Source organism: Chitinivorax sp. B, from assembly GCF_005503445.1.
Lineage (GTDB): Bacteria > Pseudomonadota > Gammaproteobacteria > Burkholderiales > SCOH01 > Chitinivorax.
Genome location: NZ_SCOH01000001.1, coordinates 131,928 through 149,757, shown reverse-complemented (window position 1 = coordinate 149,757; position 17,830 = coordinate 131,928). Strand labels below are relative to the sequence as shown.

Annotated in this window: 20 protein-coding genes; 14 read left to right on the top strand and 6 right to left on the bottom strand. The window is 51.1% G+C overall.

Features of this window, described 5'->3' with window-relative positions; translation table 11 throughout:
• Positions 1–108: 108 nt before the first annotated feature.
• From FFS57_RS00745 to FFS57_RS00735, 3 genes are all read left to right on the top strand, one after another.
• Positions 109–657 (top strand): metal-dependent hydrolase, encoded by a 549-nt coding sequence (locus FFS57_RS00745; protein WP_137935964.1) that lies wholly within the window; start codon positions 109–111, stop codon positions 655–657.
• Between the two features lie 57 nt (positions 658–714).
• Positions 715–1,503, top strand: a complete 789-nt coding sequence (locus tag FFS57_RS00740; protein WP_137935826.1) for a substrate-binding periplasmic protein — start codon at positions 715–717, stop codon at positions 1,501–1,503.
• 172 nt (positions 1,504–1,675) lie between these two features.
• Positions 1,676–2,305 carry an SEN1982 family lipoprotein gene (locus FFS57_RS00735; RefSeq protein ID WP_137935825.1) on the top strand — a complete coding sequence of 210 codons (630 nt, stop codon included), beginning with the start codon at positions 1,676–1,678 and terminating at the stop codon, positions 2,303–2,305.
• A gap of 118 nt (positions 2,306–2,423) precedes the next feature.
• Here the strand turns inward: FFS57_RS00735 and FFS57_RS00730 are convergent, their stop codons facing one another.
• Complete coding sequence (locus FFS57_RS00730; protein WP_137935824.1) at positions 2,424–3,164, bottom strand: substrate-binding periplasmic protein; 741 nt, start codon at positions 3,162–3,164, stop codon at positions 2,424–2,426.
• Here FFS57_RS00730 and FFS57_RS26200 point away from each other — a divergent pair.
• The 8 genes from FFS57_RS26200 to FFS57_RS00690 all read left to right on the top strand — a co-directional run bounded on the left by FFS57_RS26200 (position 3,159) and on the right by FFS57_RS00690 (position 9,389).
• A complete protein-coding gene (locus FFS57_RS26200; protein ID WP_137935963.1) occupies positions 3,159–3,221 on the top strand; it encodes a DUF1317 family protein in 63 nt (20 codons plus the stop codon). The genes FFS57_RS00730 and FFS57_RS26200 overlap by 6 nt on opposite strands.
• A gap of 116 nt (positions 3,222–3,337) precedes the next feature.
• Entirely contained in the window at positions 3,338–4,228 is an 891-nt protein-coding gene (glyQ, locus tag FFS57_RS00720; protein WP_137935823.1) for a glycine--tRNA ligase subunit alpha, read from the top strand.
• 51 nt (positions 4,229–4,279) lie between these two features.
• Positions 4,280–6,349, top strand: a complete 2,070-nt coding sequence (gene glyS / locus FFS57_RS00715; RefSeq protein ID WP_137935822.1) for a glycine--tRNA ligase subunit beta — start codon at positions 4,280–4,282, stop codon at positions 6,347–6,349.
• Positions 6,350–6,530: 181 nt separating this feature from the next.
• Positions 6,531–7,079 carry a D-glycero-beta-D-manno-heptose 1,7-bisphosphate 7-phosphatase gene (gene gmhB, locus FFS57_RS00710; RefSeq protein ID WP_137935821.1) on the top strand — a complete coding sequence of 183 codons (549 nt, stop codon included), beginning with the start codon at positions 6,531–6,533 and terminating at the stop codon, positions 7,077–7,079.
• Positions 7,076–7,852: a lysophospholipid acyltransferase family protein gene (locus FFS57_RS00705; protein ID WP_249383829.1), complete on the top strand. Its 777-nt coding sequence runs from the start codon at positions 7,076–7,078 to the stop codon at positions 7,850–7,852. Before gmhB ends, FFS57_RS00705 begins: the two co-directional genes overlap by 4 nt.
• Positions 7,818–8,525 (top strand): M48 family metallopeptidase, encoded by a 708-nt coding sequence (locus FFS57_RS00700; protein ID WP_249383828.1) that lies wholly within the window; start codon positions 7,818–7,820, stop codon positions 8,523–8,525. The genes FFS57_RS00705 and FFS57_RS00700 overlap by 35 nt, the downstream gene beginning before the upstream one ends.
• Positions 8,526–8,660: 135 nt before the next feature.
• Positions 8,661–9,056: a lactoylglutathione lyase gene (gene gloA, locus FFS57_RS00695; protein WP_137935820.1), complete on the top strand. Its 396-nt coding sequence runs from the start codon at positions 8,661–8,663 to the stop codon at positions 9,054–9,056.
• 111 nt (positions 9,057–9,167) lie between these two features.
• Positions 9,168–9,389, top strand: a complete 222-nt coding sequence (locus tag FFS57_RS00690) for a PP0621 family protein (RefSeq protein ID WP_137935819.1) — start codon at positions 9,168–9,170, stop codon at positions 9,387–9,389.
• 104 nt (positions 9,390–9,493) lie between these two features.
• Here FFS57_RS00690 and FFS57_RS00685 read toward each other — a convergent pair whose 3' ends face one another.
• Positions 9,494–10,159: a CCXG family PEP-CTERM protein gene (locus FFS57_RS00685; RefSeq protein ID WP_171013475.1), complete on the bottom strand. Its 666-nt coding sequence runs from the start codon at positions 10,157–10,159 to the stop codon at positions 9,494–9,496.
• A gap of 455 nt (positions 10,160–10,614) precedes the next feature.
• Here FFS57_RS00685 and FFS57_RS00680 point away from each other — a divergent pair, with 455 nt between their 5' ends.
• Positions 10,615–11,424 (top strand): substrate-binding periplasmic protein, encoded by an 810-nt coding sequence (locus FFS57_RS00680; RefSeq protein WP_171013473.1) that lies wholly within the window; start codon positions 10,615–10,617, stop codon positions 11,422–11,424.
• A 91-nt stretch (positions 11,425–11,515) separates the two neighbouring features.
• Here the strand turns inward: FFS57_RS00680 and FFS57_RS00675 are convergent, their stop codons facing one another.
• The 4 genes from FFS57_RS00675 to leuS form a co-directional block, all read right to left on the bottom strand.
• Positions 11,516–12,181: an HAD family hydrolase gene (locus FFS57_RS00675; protein ID WP_137935816.1), complete on the bottom strand. Its 666-nt coding sequence runs from the start codon at positions 12,179–12,181 to the stop codon at positions 11,516–11,518.
• On the bottom strand, positions 12,178–13,209 hold the full coding sequence (gene holA / locus FFS57_RS00670; RefSeq protein WP_137935815.1) for a DNA polymerase III subunit delta: 1,032 nt from the start codon (positions 13,207–13,209) through the stop codon (positions 12,178–12,180). Before holA ends, FFS57_RS00675 begins: the two co-directional genes overlap by 4 nt.
• Complete coding sequence (locus FFS57_RS00665) at positions 13,210–13,737, bottom strand: LPS-assembly lipoprotein LptE (RefSeq protein ID WP_137935814.1); 528 nt, start codon at positions 13,735–13,737, stop codon at positions 13,210–13,212.
• 266 nt (positions 13,738–14,003) lie between these two features.
• On the bottom strand, positions 14,004–16,625 hold the full coding sequence (gene leuS, locus FFS57_RS00660; RefSeq protein ID WP_137935813.1) for a leucine--tRNA ligase: 2,622 nt from the start codon (positions 16,623–16,625) through the stop codon (positions 14,004–14,006).
• A 454-nt stretch (positions 16,626–17,079) separates the two neighbouring features.
• On the opposite strand from leuS, the gene bufA2 (FFS57_RS00655) reads away from it, so the two are divergent.
• Positions 17,080–17,340, top strand: coding sequence for a BufA2 family periplasmic bufferin-type metallophore (bufA2, locus tag FFS57_RS00655; protein WP_137935812.1), 261 nt, complete (start codon positions 17,080–17,082; stop codon positions 17,338–17,340).
• Positions 17,341–17,490: 150 nt separating this feature from the next.
• Positions 17,491–17,748: a BufA2 family periplasmic bufferin-type metallophore gene (gene bufA2, locus FFS57_RS00650; RefSeq protein WP_137935811.1), complete on the top strand. Its 258-nt coding sequence runs from the start codon at positions 17,491–17,493 to the stop codon at positions 17,746–17,748.
• Positions 17,749–17,830 lie beyond the last annotated feature (82 nt).

The window sequence follows — 17,830 nt, the reverse complement described above, 5'->3', positions numbered from 1 at the left end:
GCTCAAATCAAGCCGCCATGACTCGCTGTTGTGGCGGCTTTTGACTGCCTGATTACGGCCAAACCAAGGACCACGTTGTCTTCAATTGATCTGACCGCCGATTTCATCATGCCAACCATCATGACCCATGCTGCCGTCCCCCTGACGGCTGGCCTTGCTCTGGGGCGCCACCTACTCCCACCACGTCTGATTCTGCTGGGTATCGTCGTTGCCATGCTGCCCGATCTGGATGTCGTCGCGTTTAAACTGGGCATTCCTTATGCCCATGCATTAGGGCATCGCGGCATCACCCATTCACTTACGTTTGCTGTTTTGGTTGCTGTGCTTGCCGGTCTGGCTTACAAGCACTTGCAAACCGGATTCGGGCGCGTTGTTGCCTTCATTTTCATCTGCACTGCATCACATGGCGTATTGGATGCGTTTACTACCGGTGGGTTAGGCATTGCGCTATTTTGGCCCTGGTCAGAAGAACGGCTATTTGCGCCTTATCGGATGATCCGCGTCTCCCCTATCGGTTTGTCTCGCTTTTTATCCGACCGCGGCCTGATAGTTCTGTGGTCCGAATTAAGATGGGTCTGGCTTCCTTGCCTATTGCTTGGCCTCAGCATCCGTTACTGGCGACTGAATCGCACCCAACGTGTCGCAAGTCCATCCTGATATCTGCTGCTGTATTGAAACAATGGCGCCACATGCCAGACCTGTCACGTCAATGTGTTGACAAGCAACTATGATGAAGAAGATACCTCGACAGCCTTCTTCATCATGTACAACCCGTTACGCTTATTAACTTTATATCTTGCGCTGCTTTGCCACGCACTACCTAGCCACGCTCAGGATTTGCTGATCGCCTTCGAACCGAGTCATTCCGAGCCCTATGTGATCATGAATGGCAATGAACTGGCCAACAGCCTGACCAAAAGCCTAGGAGATGCCATCGCGCAAGCCGCAGGCATGACTGCTGTTTACCAGATCACATCTCGTGCCAGAATCGAGAAAGACACCGAGCTGGGGATTGTGCACATGAATTGTCTGACCACACCACAATGGTTCAAGAATCCCCAGTCCGTACTATGGTCAGTGCCGCTCTTGAATGAAGAGGAGCGCTATCTACTTCCTCACGAAGCCGCCGATATTGTGACTCAAATCGATCTTGATGGCCGCAGTATCGGCTTGATCCGCAACTATCGGTACCCCAGCCTTGAAGAAGGCTTGGCTACCGGTCGCTTTACTCGTGATGATTCCATGAACGTTCAGCAAGCTTACAGAAAACTCAAACGCGGACGGATTGACGCCATGCTGGCGAAAGACATCCAGATCAATTACCTGATGAAAAATGATCCCACCGCTCGCCAATTCAAGCTCGCAACCCGGGTGGAAAGCCGCAATACACTGCTATGTGCGATCTCACGTAATTTGCCCTATAGTGCCACTCGGCTGGAACAGGCCTTTCAAAAGCTCAAAGTGACTGGTCAATTGGAGCGGATCGCCAATGAATACCGTTAATGGATACAGTAGCTGAGGGTTGCATACACATTGCCGGTGGCACTGCACCATTTCACAATTCGCCATCCATGGCACGTTGTATCAGTCCCCACATTAAACGAACAAGCATGTCACCAATGCGGCTTCACGCCTGACGGCACCAACGACCACTGGCACCACTCGAAGGGAAAACATGAAAAACCTGTTTTATGGTCTGGCTGCCGCACTAATCGTGATGCTACTGTACCGTTTCATACTCGGCGGCAAGCACAAAGGCGAAATTGAAGCACGTTACAAGCAACCGATCATCAGTCAATTGAGCGATCAGCTTAAAAAACAAAGTCCCTTGTGCATTTATGAAGGCCCTTTTCCCATTCAGCCTGACAGGACGTGTTTATATTGCAACACCTTGCTGAACGCAGGCCTGATTGACAAACAGGAGTCGGGTAACGACGCCCGATACACCTACTCCCTGACCGCGGCAGGTAAGGTTGCCTACCGCGATGACCCAGAGCCAGGCATCAGTGAACCACGACCCCGTCTGTGCATGGGAGATGCCAGCCTCGATAGCATTGTCGATGCACTGCCAAGCATGGAGTTGGGGGGTATACGCTATTTGTCGTTCAAATATCGGATTCGTGTAGCTAACCCGCATCCATGGCTAAAGGACAAAGGGATACCAGCCATGCAGATTCCAAAACTGGTGCCAACCGAAAATGTCCTTGATGAGGTTTACACTACAACGGCACGCATCATACCCAACAGCACGGATATTGAGTTCGATAGCGGATTCCGCTACGGACGATGGGTGAACAAACCATGAAGGTCGACCCTCAGAACAATGAGTGCAAGTAGTCAATGACGGCAACGAGACAAGACCTCGTCACGCCCGATCAACAGCACAATCCGATGCTGAGGCGCTCGGCGCAGACAGTACGGCACTACCGGTACTTGGCAGCAATCCGCTCCAGTTGCCCACTCTCCTTCAGCTGTTGAAAGGCATGCTCCAGTATCGACCGGTCAAACGGGAGATGTCGTGAAATGGCGCATTGCAGTTCATTCCGACTCTCCACCCGGGTTGCTAGTTTGAATCGTTGCGCGTCCGGTTCGTGCTTCAACAGGTGATTCAATTGAAGATCCTTGATCAGCATCGCATCCACCCGGCCAAATTTGAGTTTTTTGAGTGCCTGATGAAAATCAGCCGAGTTATCCCGGATAAATTGACCGTCAGCAATCCGCTTTTCCAACGTCGGATAACGAAAATTCTTGATCAGCCCTAACATCAAGCCATTCAAATCATCAAGTTCCACGATATCTGCCGCCTGTTTCGGTATCAGGTATCGTTCATTCTCCGTGATCAATGGAATGGACCAGTCCATTCGCGCTGGCTCCCTGAACCAGGCAGGTACAATCAGGCAGGTCATGTGATAGCGCCCTTCGATAATTTCAGATTCAAGCCGGGCACGTGACGTGACGTGATAACTCACAGACAGGCCGGATACCGACGCAACAGCATCGCCAATATCCTTCATCAGCCCATCGGTCAGAGTCAAACCATTGACAATCACATAGGGGGTAGAAAAAGCTAGATGATATGAAACCCGAAGGTCAGCAGCCACGCAAGCCATTGGTGTGGCCAATAGTGCCAAGGCCATGCCTCGCCAATAGCTTGAAATATGCATGACAACATTCAGGTTGGATTCGTCTACTTTATCTATAGTCGGTCAATCCACAGATGACGTGCCAATCCGGGCAGGTTTCCCCATGTCCCTCGATATCGCTGCACATCCGGGTTTTACGGTGTATCCAATCGGGTTAGAATGCCCGTTTTGACCTTACTCGCAAGCATCAATTCATGCTGACCTTTCAGGAAATCATTCTCACCCTCCAGAATTACTGGAACAAGCAAGGCTGCGCCCTGCTCCTGCCGTACGATATGGAAGTCGGTGCCGGTACCTTCCACACTGCTACTTTCCTGCGTGCTATTGGCCCGGAACCATGGAATGCTGCCTATGTTCAACCTTCACGCCGTCCGAAAGATGGTCGTTACGGCGAGAACCCCAACCGACTGTTCCAGCATCACCAGTTTCAGGTGGTACTCAAACCCAGTCCGGACAATATCCAGGATCTTTACCTCGACAGCCTGCGTGCTTTGGGCGTAGACCCCACCGTCTACGACATCCGCTTTGTCGAAGATGACTGGGAATCGCCCTCATTGGGCGCGTGGGGATTGGGTTGGGAAGTGTGGCTGAATGGCATGGAAGTCACCCAGTTCACCTACTTCCAGCAAGTGGGTGGCTTGGACTGTAAGCCCGTTACCGGCGAAATCACCTACGGTCTGGAACGCTTGGCCATGTACCTGCAGGGCGTGGAAAACGTTTATGACTTGGTATGGGCAATCACACCAGATGGTAACAAGCTGACATATGGCAATGTGTTCCATCAAAATGAAATCGAGCAGTCCAAGTTTGCCTTTGATGCCAGCAATGTCGCACTGTTGTTTGAACAGTTCAACAACTACGAAGCCGAAGCGACTCGCCTGTTGGAACTGGGACTGCCATTGCCTGGTTACGAAATGATCATGAAAGCCAGCCATACCTTCAACCTGCTGGATGCACGTGGTGCCATTTCCGTCACCGAACGGGCTGCCTACATTGGCCGCCTTCGCACCCTGTCACGAGGGGTGGCCCAAGCCTATTACGATGCGCGTGAAGCTCTGGGCTTCCCGATGTGCCAGGCAAAATAATGACCACGTCAGTGCTCGTTGTCGCGCTGACTTACCGATGAAGAATTGGCCATGCAAGATACCCTGCTGATTGAACTGTTAACCGAAGAGCTGCCGCCCAAGGCGCTGCCCCGCTTAGGTGCCGCCTTTGCGCAGACGATTGTCGATGAGCTGACCAAGCTCAACTTTGTAATGACTGGCGTGGAACACCATGTCTTCGCCAGCCCACGCCGCCTCGCGGTCACCATTCCCAATGTGATCAGCCTGCAACCGGATCAACAAGTGGAACGCCGTGGCCCGGCTGTCGCCAATGCCATGAAAGACGGCCAACCCACGCCAGCACTGACAGGCTTTGCCCGCTCCTGCGGGGTAGAGGTTGCCCAACTGACCATCGGCAATGATGGCAAGAACGATGTCTATGTACATCGTTACACCAAGACAGGTGAAAGCCTGGCCAGCCAATTGGTCGTCATTGTTGAAACTGCACTGAAAAAACTGCCCGCACCCAAATTGATGCGTTGGGGATCGCGCGATAGTCAGTTTATTCGTCCAGTACATGGCCTGATCATGTTACATGGCGATCAGGTTATTGATGGCTGCGCACTGGAACTGAACAGTGGACGAACCACGCTGGGTCACCGTTTTCTGTCCAAAGGCGAGATTTCCATTCCCCATGCCGATGCCTATGCCCGTACCTTGTATGAGCAAGGCCACGTCATCGCCAGTTTTGTAGCCCGCCGTGCCAATATTGAGGATCAACTGAAACGGGCTGCATCAGCAGCTGATTGCCAGTTGGCCGATCATGAAGCATTGCTGGATGAAGTTACCGCATTGGTGGAATGGCCAGCCGTCTATATCGGCAGCTTCAGCGAAGACTTCCTGAAAGTGCCACAGGAATGCCTGATCCTGTCGATGCAACAACATCAGAAATATTTTCCGTTACTTGATGCCAATGGCCGTCTGCAGTCGCGTTTTCTGGTTGTCAGCAATCTGCAGACAGATGACCCGAGTCACATCATCCATGGCAACGAACGCGTCTTGCGCGCCCGCCTGTCTGATGCCAAATTCTTCTTTGAACAGGATCAAAAACAGCGACTGGATGCTCGAGTACAACGTCTGGAAAACGTGGTCTACCACAATAAGCTGGGAACGCAGCTAGAGCGTGTCCAACGCCTCTGTAAGCTGGCAGGCATCATCGCTGGCAAGTTACACGCCGATGCCAAGCAAGCCGAACGCGCCGCTTATCTGGTCAAGGCAGATTTGCTGACCGACATGGTTGGTGAATTCCCGGAGCTGCAAGGGACAATGGGCATGTATTACGCCCGTATCGATGGTGAATCGGATATCGTAGCCCACGCCATTGAAGGCCACTATCACCCGCGCTTTGCCGGCGACACTTTGCCACAAGACAATATTGCAGCTGCAGTGGCACTGGCCGACAAACTGGATACATTGGTTGGTATCTGGGGTATTGGCCTGATCCCGACAGGCGACAAAGACCCGTTCGGCCTGCGTCGTCATGCGCTGGGTGTCCTGCGTATCCTGCTGGAAAGCCCATTGGCACTGGATTTGATGGAATTGCTGGAACACGCCCGCGCCTGCTTTGTGACAGCCAATCTGGCGGAAGATACCGTTCCGAAACTGTTCGATTTCATGCAGGAACGACTGAAAAACTATCTGGCCGGTCGCGATTTCGACGTGACCGTGATCGAAGCTGTAGTCAGTCAGGGGCCACGCCGCATCGATCAGGTGTTGCCACGTGTCGAGGCCGTGACCACTTTCCGCAGCCTGCCTGAAGCTGAGAGCCTTGCCGCTGCCAACAAGCGTATTGGTAACATCCTGAAAAAAACCGATGCCATTCATAGCGCACCCGATTTCACATTGCTTCAGGAAACCGCCGAAAAAGCGTTGTTTGAAGCCGTTGCCAAAGTGAAGCCGATTGTAGAATCACATGTTGCCAACCAAGGTTACACAGATGCGCTGAAAGCATTGGCAGGTTTGCGCGAAACGGTTGACGCCTTTTTCGACCAGGTCATGGTCATGACCGATGAGCCGCTACTCCGTCAGAACCGCTTGGCCTTGCTCACCCAGCTTGGTAACTTGATGAATCAGGTTGCTGACATCTCAAAATTGGCAAGTTGATCACACCACTTGGCAAGCCGATAAAAAAGCCGCTGTTGCGGCTTTTTTATCGGCATTGAACCGCCCGCCATCCATTGCGTGCGCATGCTGTAAAATACCTGAAATAGCTATGCGTAAGATCAAGGCAAGCCGGGACTCCCCCTGCTAGTCGTCTCATTTTGTTTATGTTAAGGTGGCCGCCATGAAATTCGTCATCCTCGACCGCGACGGCGTCATCAATTATGACAGCGCCGAATTCATCAAGAATCCGGATGAATGGCAACCGTTACCCGGTAGCCTGGAAGCCATCGCCCTACTCAATCAGGCTGGCTATCGCGTGATTGTTGCCACCAATCAGTCGGGCATTGGCCGCGGCCTGTTCGACATGTCTGCCCTCAATGCCATGCACCAGAAAATGCACAAGCTGCTGTCACAAGTAGGTGGCCGGGTAGATGCTGTATTCTTCTGCCCACACACGGCAAAAGACGAATGCAATTGCCGTAAACCGGAGACAGGCATGTTCGAGCAGATCGCAGAACGTTTCGGCATACGGATGGCTGGTGTGCCCGGCATAGGCGATAGTTTGCGTGATCTGCAAGCGATTCATGCCATGGGTGGTCAGCCTATTCTGGTACTGACCGGCAAAGGAGAAAAGACCCGTGCTGACGGCAGCCTGCCAGAAGGAACCCTGGTATTCGATAATCTGCAGCAAGCAGCAGAATACCTTGCCAAGCTTCCGGAGGACGAATGAAAGTCTGGCTACGCTCACTACTGTTCCTGCTGGCACTGCTGATCACAACACCGGTTTTTGCCATCATCGCCTTGCTGATCCTGCCGTTAGCCCCAATCCGACGTTATCGCATCGTCACGATGTGGTCACGTATTTACATGTGGCTGAGCGTACATCTGTGTGGGGTCAGATATCGTGTCGAAGGCATCGAAAATCTGCCTGACACCCCCTGTATCATCTATTCCAAGCATCAATCAGCCTGGGAAACCGTGGCATTCCAAGGCATTTTTCCGCCCCAAGTATGGGTTGCCAAACGAGAGCTGGCTTGGGTCCCTTTTTTTGGCTGGGGGCTGGCCACGCTATCACCAATCCTGATCAACCGTTCAGACAAACGTAAAGCCAATCAGCAATTGATTACCCAAGGACGTGATCGCATTGCCAAAGGTTTCTGGATTGTCATCTTCCCCGAAGGCTCCCGAGTACCAGCCGGTCAAGTTCGTGACTTCAAAATGGGAGGGGCACGGCTAGCACGTGATCTGAACGTACCGATTGTCCCGGTCGCACTCAATTCTGGTGAGTTCTGGCCTAAGAATTCACTATGGCGATTCCCTGGTGAAATTGTAGTCGCCATCGGCCCGGCCATCTCGCCGGATGGTCATACAGTGCAATCCTTGACCACTGCCGGTGAAAGCTGGATCAAACACGAGATGCCACGCATCAGTGGTGTTGGCCCCTGCCATCCACGCAATAATTCCAATCTTGCCAACACCCCAAGCCGAGCAACGATCGATTAAGTTGGCAGACCGCCACATCGATTACATCTTGAAACGCAGTGCCAAGCGACGCACCTTTGGTCTGCGTATTGATCGCAATGGATTGACCGTCAACGCCCCAGCACGAATTGCAGAAGCTCATATTCAGGCATTGTTGTTTGAGAAGGCCGATTGGATACTTGATAAGCTAGCCAATTGGTTGGACCCGGTTACACCCAATCTTCGCAATAACGCAACACTTTGGCTGCTGGGTGAGCCTTTGACTCTCCGCATGATCCAAGCCAGTAAGTCAGCCATCAAGCAGATTGGCAATGAACTGTTGGTAGGCCTGCCAGACGAATCCAATCTGGAAATAACCTTGAAAAAATGGTTGATGCGTCAGGCCAAGGTTTATTTTGCAGAACGGTTGGCGGAATTGGCTGGTCAGTTGAACGTTACACCCAGCAAATTACTCCTATCCAGCGCTCGTACACGGTGGGGTAGTTGTAACAGCAAAGGTGAAATCAGACTTAACTGGCGACTGATTCAGGCACCTACACATTTGATCGACTATGTGGTTGTACACGAATTGGCACATCTATTGGAAATGAATCACTCACCTCGGTTCTGGTCGCATGTAACAAAACTATATCCCGACTACCAGCAAGCGCGGGCAGAACTGAAATCGCTCGGACCGAGTCTGAATCTGTTGTAATTCTAATCTCAAGTTGGGACACGGCTCATGGGCCGTTTCTCTTGTACCATGCCCGCGTGTGGTGGCATTGCCTATTCCATTACACCTTCCCATACGCCTAGGCTCGCTCAACCCTTGTTTTCAGGAACCTATATCATGCGTATCCTTCACACCATGCTTCGTGTTGGCAATCTGGATCGTTCCATTGCGTTCTACACCAAAGTGCTAAAAATGCGTGAACTTCGGCGCCAAGACTATCCGGAAGGTCGATTTACCCTGGCCTTTATTGGCTATGGTGCAGAAAGTGAACAGACCGTCATTGAACTGACCCACAACTGGGACACCGAACAGTATGATCTGGGAAATGGCTATGGCCACATTGCCATTGAAGTTGATGATGCCTACCAGGCCTGTGAAGAAGTCAAACAATTGGGTGGTAAGGTTACCCGAGAGGCAGGACCAATGAAGCATGGCACAACGGTCATCGCATTTGTTGAAGATCCCGATGGCTATAAAATCGAGTTCATTCAGAAGAAAGCCCCATTGAATTAATTAGTGGGGAATGCTTAACAACCAGCCAAGCACACTCGATCAAACGGTGATATGGCTGGTTGGGCCGCAAGCCCATGCCATATTCAGCATTTTGATGAGACACCGACAACCATGCTGATTCGAATTCTTATTTTGTTGGTGATTGGTTACCTGATCTGGCGATGGTTCCGGGCACGTGAACAATCGACCAAGCCACCTGAGATTCGGCCGGCAACGCAGTTGGTGCAATGCAATCACTGCCATACGCTGATTCCGGAATCTGAATCGACCAAGGTAGGACAACGTGTCTATTGCTCCGAAGAACATGCCAAACACCACCAGGATGTTAGCTAGTCTGTTATAAAGATGTAAAAAAAACCGACAAAAATATGTCGGTTTTTTCGCTAGCTGCGACAACACATTTCGGAAGACACACCACCGAAACGGAATTTGTGGTATCACGCCCATAAGCGACGGCTAATACGTAAACCGATCAGCGCTGCGCCGAACAGTGCAATCGATGCGGGCTCCGGTACACGGTTCTGCTTATCTTGGCCTGAGAAAGTCGTCCACTGCCCATTACCGATTCGGAACTGAGCAGATTGCAATCCGTCACAACACCCCTCAAAACCGTAAATATCAAGTGTGTGATTGCTTGCCACCAGATTGCCGACGGTCGTGGAGAGCAATTCGCCTGAAGCATTGAAATTACCATTCCACCACAGATCATCGTTCTTGACAGCCAACAATACACCATCCAGAAAGACGGCACCGCCTTTACCAAAATCAGGGCCTAGACGGAATGACCATTGACCTGCATCCGCAGCCCCAACGCCAAATGCGATGTTATAGTGAAACGCAATATCGCGATAAGAGCCACCATTGCATACTGCTTGATTGCTGATACCTGCGAACGTACTAATGGTGCGATCGCAATAACCAGCGGTTGGCACTGTGGCCACCAGACCGTCAATAGTGGATTGGTATTGTAAGCCTGTAGCGAAGTTACCCGCAGGTGAGTAACGGCTTTGGTAAGAAATCACACTTGCACTTGCGACAGATGTCGCACCAAAACATACGGCCAACGTAATGGCAGTGGCCAGCAAAGAAGTTGTTTTTCCCATTCTATTAACCATTTCTGATTGTTACTCAACAAGACTTGACCCAACAGCGCCACATCAAAGCAACAACCATTCCATATATAAATTAATCATTATATTCAGCTAAATGAATTAATTTAACCCAATAGCTTTTAGCTAAGTGTAAAGAAAATCGACACATTTTTTGCTCGCTACCGCACGAAGAAATTTTGCTTTTTTTCACAATCGATCCAGCAGATTGAAATGCTCTTCGAGCCCAATAGCGGACATGGGCAACAACCGTGATTACCTCAACAAACATGGTATGCCTGATTCAGCCACAGACTTGGCGCTGCAACAGAAATAAGGTGATATGGCAGGTCATGGCCAGAATAGCTGAATGCTTGCTAAAGTAGTTGTTATCAATAGGGATTCCCCTAACTTCTCGGGACCGCATGCAAACACTAGCATGCAAGGTTTGCCTATCCAATTCAAATGTCATGCTCGCTCGCCTGCTCTGCCTGTTACTGACATACCTGGTCGCCAACCTCGTCATGACTGGGCATGTACTTGCGCAGCCAACCATCATGTTGTTCACCACCGACACCGGCACCACCACATTGCATTATGAGAATGGTCAGCCCAAAGGTATCTTGGCGGATATAGTGCGCTACATTGAAAAGCAGACAGGCCTTCGCTTCGAAATCAAGTGTTTTCCGTGGGGGCGAACAGTTGCAATGGGTACTGCAGGGCGAGGTGGAATATTAGGTATATCAAAAACGGAAGCCCGGGCCAGAATTTTCGATTTTTCCGAACCGCTCTACTTTACCGATTCGATTCTGGTTACCAAGCGTGGGCATGAGTTTCCATTTGAAACGCTGGAGGATTTGCGTGGGAAACGCATCGGCATGCAAGCTGGTTTTCGTTTAAACGATACTTTCGAGCATGCGCGGCAAACTTTTCTGACAATAGATGAGGATGCCAACACCACTACGGCCCGCATGAAAAAGCTACTCGCGGGGAGAATCGATGCAGTACTGGTGGGAGGCGGCCAGGAAGGGCTGTATCAAGCACTGCGTAACGATGCCATTCTGTCAACCAAGGCAAAGGAGTTCATCGCGCTTCCTCGCCCTCTAACCCGCAACGAGTTCTATCTGGCTATTCCCAAGGCACTTGGACAAGGTGACGCGATGATTCTTATCAATGCCGCAATCAAACAAGGTAAGCAATCTGGTGAATTCGCGCGGATCGCTACTCGCCACAAACCACATGAAGTCATCTACGAGAAAGCACCTGTACTGCAACCTTGACACTGGCCACGGTATGGAATTTGGCAATGAACCAACACCAACCCATTAGCTTAATCAGTGGTTAGCTGACGCCACTTGACGGATTCGAGAATTATTGGTTTATCCACAAAGCACAGACAGTGTGCAAATCGGGCACAATGGGATGACCGATCATGCGGATCGCATCGCTGGGCAGCCGAACATCTGGCACCTGGATAACATGCATTCCTGCCGCCGTTGCGCCGCGCACGCCAGGATCCGAATCCTCCAGCACCAAGCACTTGCCTGGTGTTACACCCAACCCTTCTGCAGCACGCAAAAAGATCTCTGGCTCTGGCTTGCCTGCCCTCACCTCGTCGCCACAAACCGTAAACGCAAAACGATGCAGGATTCCAGCCAAAACCAGCTTTTTTTCCGCATTGACTCGACGCGTTGAAGTTGCAACTGCCTTGGGGATGCTCAAGGACTCCAGCTTGTCCAACAGTTCAAACAAGCCAGGCTTGGTTGGAATGCCCCTTGAAAAAGCTTCAAGATACAATTCATTGGATGTCTTGTTGATCACGTCAACCGGAAAATCTTCACCCAGTGTCTGCCGTATCCATTGAGCAGAGTCCCGACTGTTCAACCCAACCATCCCCAAACCTATCGCGGGATCGACCTGATAACCGTGCATTTCCAATGCCTGGCTCCAACAAGCCAGCGCAATTCGCTCGGTGTCCAGCATCAGACCATCCATATCAAATATGACAGCTTCAATGGTTGCAACATTCAACATCATGCACTCAAATCAAAACGTGTAGCCGTACTGGCACACAATGATAAACCCAACCGCATCATGGCTGCCCACGGCTCGTTCGCACTTACGCCTTTGATTGATCGGTCAATTTCATGGGATTTCCGTAAACCGGCCTGCAACGCAGGAATCGCGACACGACGCAATGCCGGTTCCATCAACTTCTGGCGCTCCCCCCACACCCGATGGTCCTTCATTAGTTGAGAAAGCGACTGCCGCATCGCCAAACCCTGTTTCAGTTTCAGCATGGTGCGAATCTCTTCGGTCAGTGCCCACAGCACCAGCACTGGCGATTCCCCTTCCGCATGCAGACCATCCAGTACTTTCATGAATCGACCTGCATCCCCTTGTAATAAAGCTTCACCCAACTTGAACACATCATACCGCGTGACATCCAGTACCGCGTCTCGTACCAGCTCTAGGCTCAAAGCACCTTCAGGATAGAGCAAGGCCAGTTTTTGCACTTCTTGATGTGCCGCAAACAGATTTCCCTCGACTTTATCGGCCAAAAACTCCAGGGTAGTGCGCTCCACTTGCTGATTCTGTAAGGCCAGTCGGGCTGAAATCCATTGCGGAAGATGGCTGCGATCAATTGGCCATGCAGCCATGACCACTCCTGCCGAGTCCAGTGTGGTAAACCATTTACTACTTTGTTGCGCACGATCCAGCTTTGGAAGTGTAATCAGCGTGACCGTATCTGATGACAAATTGGCACAGTAGTCTTGCAGAACCTGTGCACCCTCCGTCCCCGGCTTACCTGACGGGATGCGTAGTTCCAATAACTTACGATCACCAAACAGACTCTGGCTGGCACCAGCCATCATCAGCTCATTCCATTTGAACCCTGGTTCAACGGTCAGAACTTCCCGCTCGATAAAACCATCCTGGCGAGCTCTGGAACGAATCCGGTCTGCCGCTTCCAACAACAGAAAAGCTTCTTCACCGTGCAACACATACAGCGAGGACAATCCTCGCTGCAAATGTTGTGGCAACTGTTCAAGCTTGATTTGCAATCAGGACGCCTTTGCCGGTAATTGGCTGGACATGTCTTCTGGCTTGGGTCGGAAGACACTCAAACGACGGATGACTTGTTGCGTGGCATCCTGCTGCATATCGCGAATCAGCATAGCTTCTTCTTGCTCTTTTGCCAGCGCCAATGAGTCGCTATAAGTCATGTAACGACGAATATTGATATCAGTCACGGGAAAAAGCTGTTGACGCTTCGACCCGAGCAATGTGTAGGTCAGCGTGTATCTCAGTTCGTATTCGCTGACATTACCTGATTGATTCAACGACCGGATGACTTTCTCCGTTCGCTCATTCACGATGGAGACTGTCGCCTCAGCATCTGCAGCAGGAACCAGTTTCATATTTGGCACGGCACGGAGATATTGCTGCAGTCCTGACACAATGGCGCCAGCCCCTTCAACCGCCATCGATTGATAAGGCAAGGTATATGACCCGCCCTGGCCACGCAGATGAAAACCACACGCGGTAAGCATCGCTACCGCTGCAAGCGGCATCAGATAAGAAACCTTCATATCAGACTCGACCCGTCATTGGTTTGGTTTTGCGGCGCATCGTCAACGCCCTTGGAAGAGATCTGTCAACGTCATGACAGATCTCAGACAGTACAAGAGGTGGCAATACCACCTCTTAGTGCCTGTTCAAGGTCTGTGATGAGCGGCCACCAGCAGGGTGAAGCGCAGCGCAAAAACCGGCGTGTAGGTGTGATACATGAGGATTTTGAGCAACACATGAGCCCGATCGTAGTCGCGCAATAAGACATTGAACAGGTTATTAGCAGTTACAACACAATGTTGATCAACCGACCAGGCACCACCACAATCTTCTTGATGTCCTGACCTTCGACCCATTTCTTGACATTTTCGTCAGCCAAAGCGGCTGCTTCAATCGTCGCCTTATCAGCATCTTTACCCACACGAATGTTACCGCGCAGCTTGCCATTGACCTGAATCACCAAATCGATCTCGGTTTGCACCAGAGCAGCAGCATCCACCTTGGGCCATGGCTGGTCCAACAATTGGGTGCCAGGACGCAGCTCGCTCCACAACGCATCACAAATGTGTGGCACGATTGGCGACAGCAGAATGACCGCATCCTCCAGCACTTCTTGTGCCAAGGCACGGCCCAACGTCCCTTGCAAATCGGTTTTGCCATACAGATTGAGCAATTCCATTACTGCTGCAATAGCAGTATTGAATTGTTTGCGCTGGCCATAGTCAATAGTGATCTTTTCAATACCATGCCTATGCAACTGAAAGCGCAGTGCCTTTTGTGCATCATTCAAATCACCTGATGTGTACTTGGTTACCACGCCAGTGCTGACATGATCGTAAACGGTCTTCCAAAGCCGCTTCAGAAAACGATGTGCACCTTCCACACCGGCATCAGACCATTCCAGACTTTGTTCTGGCGGAGAGGCAAACATCATGAACAAACGAGCAGTATCCGCACCGTAACGGTCAATCAGTTCCTGTGGGTCAACACCGTTATTCTTGGACTTGGACATCTTTTCAGTCCCGCCAATGACAACAGGCTGCCCGTCGCTCTTCAGCATCGCTTTGGTGATTTTACCTTTGCCATCACGCTCCAACTCAACATCCGCCGGATTGATCCAGTCTTTCTTGCCTTCCGGCAAATCGCGATAGAAGGTTTCTGCCACCACCATGCCTTGAGTCAGCAAGTTGGCAAAAGGTTCATCATTTGAGACCAAACCTTCATCCCGCATCAACTTATGGAAGAAGCGTGCATACAACAGATGAAGGATCGCATGTTCGATCCCACCAATGTATTGATCCACGGGTAACCAGTAATTAGCCGCTGCCTTGTCGACCATACCATTGGCAAATTGCGGTGACGCATAGCGGGCATAGTACCAACTGGATTCCACGAAGGTATCCATGGTGTCGGTTTCACGGCGTGCTGGCTTGCTGCATTTCGGGCAAGTCGTTTCGTAGAATTCGGGCATTTTTGCCAGCGGATTGCCACGTCCATCGGGGACAACGTTTTCTGGCAAGCACACCGGCAATTGATCAGCAGGAACCGGTACGTCACCGCAGCATTCGCAATGAATGACTGGAATCGGGCAACCCCAATAACGCTGACGGGAAATACCCCAGTCACGTAAACGGAATTGAGTGCGCTTGGCGCCATGTGCAGTGGCTTCCAGGTCACCAACAATACCGTCGAATGCCCCTTGGAAACCCTTGCCATCATATTTACCGCAATTTATGGTAACCAGGGTATCGTCCTTGGCACCATACCATTCCTTCCAAATGCGGCAGTCAAAATCATCACCACCTGCCGCCAGTGTATAAACCTGTTTGATCGGCAGGTTGTACTTGTTGGCAAATTCAAAATCGCGCTCATCATGGGCCGGAACCGCCATCACCGCGCCTTCCCCATAACCCCACAGTACGTAATTAGCTACCCACACAGGCAGCTTGTCACCAGTCAATGGATGGATGACAAACTCACCAGTCGCCATACCCTTCTTTTCCATGGTGGCGACATCGGCTTCCGCTACCGAGCCTGATTTGCATTCGGCAATAAAGGCCGCCAATGCCGGGTTCTTTTCTCCCGCACGGGTTGCCAACGGGTGTTCCGCAGCGACCGCCACATAAGTTGCCCCCATCAAGGTATCCGGGCGTGTGGTGTAAACCCGCAACTGGCCTGCTTCACCCGTAGTTGCCACATCATAGTCAAACACGACTTCAGCACCGAAGCTCTTGCCGATCCAATTGCGCTGCATGGTTTTGACCTGCTCTGGCCAACCTTCCAGTTTGTCCAGATCACGCAACAGCTCATCAGCGTAAGCGGTGATCTTGAAGTAGTACATCGGGATTTCGCGCTTTTCCACTAGCGCACCGGAGCGCCAGCCACGGCCATCGATCACTTGCTCGTTCGCCAGCACAGTTTGATCAACCGGGTCCCAATTGACGATACCGGCTTTCTTATAGATCACGCCTTTTTCAAACAATCGAGTGAACAGCCATTGCTCCCATTGATAGTATTCCGGTTTGCAGGTAGTAACTTCCCGCTCCCAGTCAATCGCCAGGCCTAGGCTTTTCAGCTGGCCTTTCATGTATTCGATATTGGCGTAAGTCCACTCTGCAGGTGCGCGGCCAGACTTCAGTGCTGCATTTTCCGCCGGCATGCCAAAGGCGTCCCAGCCCATGGGTTGCAACACGTTGTAGCCATTCAGTTTATAAAAGCGCGATAGCACGTCGCCAATGGTGTAGTTGCGGACGTGGCCCATATGCAACTTGCCGGATGGATAAGGGAACATCGACAGGCAGTAGTACTTGGGCTTAGTGGTGTCTTCCGCAACGTTGAACACCTTGTTCCGGTTCCAGTGATCCTGCGCGGCCTGTTCAACCTGCGACGGGCTGTACTGTTCTTGCATGTTTGGCGCTTCCTTGCTAATCGCGAAAGGGCAAATTATACCTTTAAGAAACGATTTCCTGCGGCATGAACTGCGTGCTTTTTTGCGCGATCATCCAATTTCTTGCATCCAGTTCACCTTCTGCCACGTATATCCGTTCATCAAAAAAGATGTAAGAAAAATCGTGGTCGCACGACAAACGCTCAGATGTGATGCTGCGCACATAAAAATAGCGCACATCCAACCAAGTTGATTGAATTCGCCTGTGCGCACAAGCGACTGCATAAAAGCATATTAAGCAACTGATTAATAATAGAACAATATACTCGAAGCCATTCCATCAAGCAGATGGGAGAAAAGCTGAAATCCACATAAAATCATGTGTTTGTCATGCATCTGGAATGGGTGTTACGGTAGATGGCGATTTCAGCAATCGTGCTGATTTCAACATCAATCGTAAACAAAGGAGTAAACAATGAAAATCAAGGCTACCCGTGTTGCACTCGCTTCCGCTGCTGCACTGATGTTTGGTGCAATCGCCGTGCCTGGCGCGCATGCCGCTGACGAAGCCAAGGTCAAGTGCGAAGGCATTAATGGTTGCAAAGGCCAAAGTGCCTGCAAAACAGCAAAGAACGATTGCAAGGGCTTGAATTCATGCAAGGGACAAGGCTGGGTTGAAGCCAGCAAACAAGAATGTGACGCGGCACAGGCTGCGGTCAAAGGTGCCCAGAAGTAAGCAATTTCAGGGTTAACCGACTAAAGCCAGTGTCTGTGTCCAATAGGCTTTGCAGGCATTGATTGGGCCGGCAAGGCGTCGAAAATGGCCACATCGTCGTTTTCGCGTTTTTCGTGTAGTTGTTAATTGTTAAACCAAGGAGATATTGCAATGGACAAGAAAAAACTGACTGGACTCGCGCTGGCTTCCGCTGCTGCAGCACTGTTCTCAACTGTTGGTGTCGCAACCACAGCCCATGCCGCTGAAGCCGCAAAGGTCAAATGTGAGGGTATCAACACTTGCAAGGGCACCAGTGCTTGCAAAACCGCATCCAACGAATGCAAAGGCCAGAATAGCTGCAAAGGCCATGGTTGGGTGGAAGTGACCGAGAAAGAGTGCAAAGCCAAGAAGGGCAAGGTAATGCAGTAAGCCCAGCTTGTTGGCGGGCCGGCTACGTGCCGGCCTTTTTCCATTGACGCAAACCCGACAAGTTATTGCTGAAGTGTGTTTT

Bases quoted from the DNA above. Each gene is read 5' to 3' on its own strand.
- FFS57_RS00745 (WP_137935964.1), top strand. From the start codon at position 109: ATGCCAACCATCATGACCCATGCTGCCGTCCCCCTGACGGCTGGCCTT.
- FFS57_RS00735 (WP_137935825.1), top strand. From the start codon at position 1,676: ATGAAAAACCTGTTTTATGGTCTGGCTGCCGCACTAATCGTGATGCTA.
- FFS57_RS00730 (WP_137935824.1), bottom strand. From the start codon at position 3,164: ATGCATATTTCAAGCTATTGGCGAGGCATGGCCTTGGCACTATTGGCC.
- glyQ (WP_137935823.1), top strand. From the start codon at position 3,338: ATGCTGACCTTTCAGGAAATCATTCTCACCCTCCAGAATTACTGGAAC.
- glyS (WP_137935822.1), top strand. From the start codon at position 4,280: ATGCAAGATACCCTGCTGATTGAACTGTTAACCGAAGAGCTGCCGCCC.
- gmhB (WP_137935821.1), top strand. From the start codon at position 6,531: ATGAAATTCGTCATCCTCGACCGCGACGGCGTCATCAATTATGACAGC.
- FFS57_RS00705 (WP_249383829.1), top strand. From the start codon at position 7,076: ATGAAAGTCTGGCTACGCTCACTACTGTTCCTGCTGGCACTGCTGATC.
- gloA (WP_137935820.1), top strand. From the start codon at position 8,661: ATGCGTATCCTTCACACCATGCTTCGTGTTGGCAATCTGGATCGTTCC.
- FFS57_RS00690 (WP_137935819.1), top strand. From the start codon at position 9,168: ATGCTGATTCGAATTCTTATTTTGTTGGTGATTGGTTACCTGATCTGG.
- FFS57_RS00685 (WP_171013475.1), bottom strand. From the start codon at position 10,159: ATGGGAAAAACAACTTCTTTGCTGGCCACTGCCATTACGTTGGCCGTA.
- FFS57_RS00680 (WP_171013473.1), top strand. From the start codon at position 10,615: ATGCTCGCTCGCCTGCTCTGCCTGTTACTGACATACCTGGTCGCCAAC.
- FFS57_RS00675 (WP_137935816.1), bottom strand. From the start codon at position 12,181: ATGATGTTGAATGTTGCAACCATTGAAGCTGTCATATTTGATATGGAT.
- FFS57_RS00665 (WP_137935814.1), bottom strand. From the start codon at position 13,737: ATGAAGGTTTCTTATCTGATGCCGCTTGCAGCGGTAGCGATGCTTACC.
- leuS (WP_137935813.1), bottom strand. From the start codon at position 16,625: ATGCAAGAACAGTACAGCCCGTCGCAGGTTGAACAGGCCGCGCAGGAT.
- bufA2 (WP_137935812.1), top strand. From the start codon at position 17,080: ATGAAAATCAAGGCTACCCGTGTTGCACTCGCTTCCGCTGCTGCACTG.
- bufA2 (WP_137935811.1), top strand. From the start codon at position 17,491: ATGGACAAGAAAAAACTGACTGGACTCGCGCTGGCTTCCGCTGCTGCA.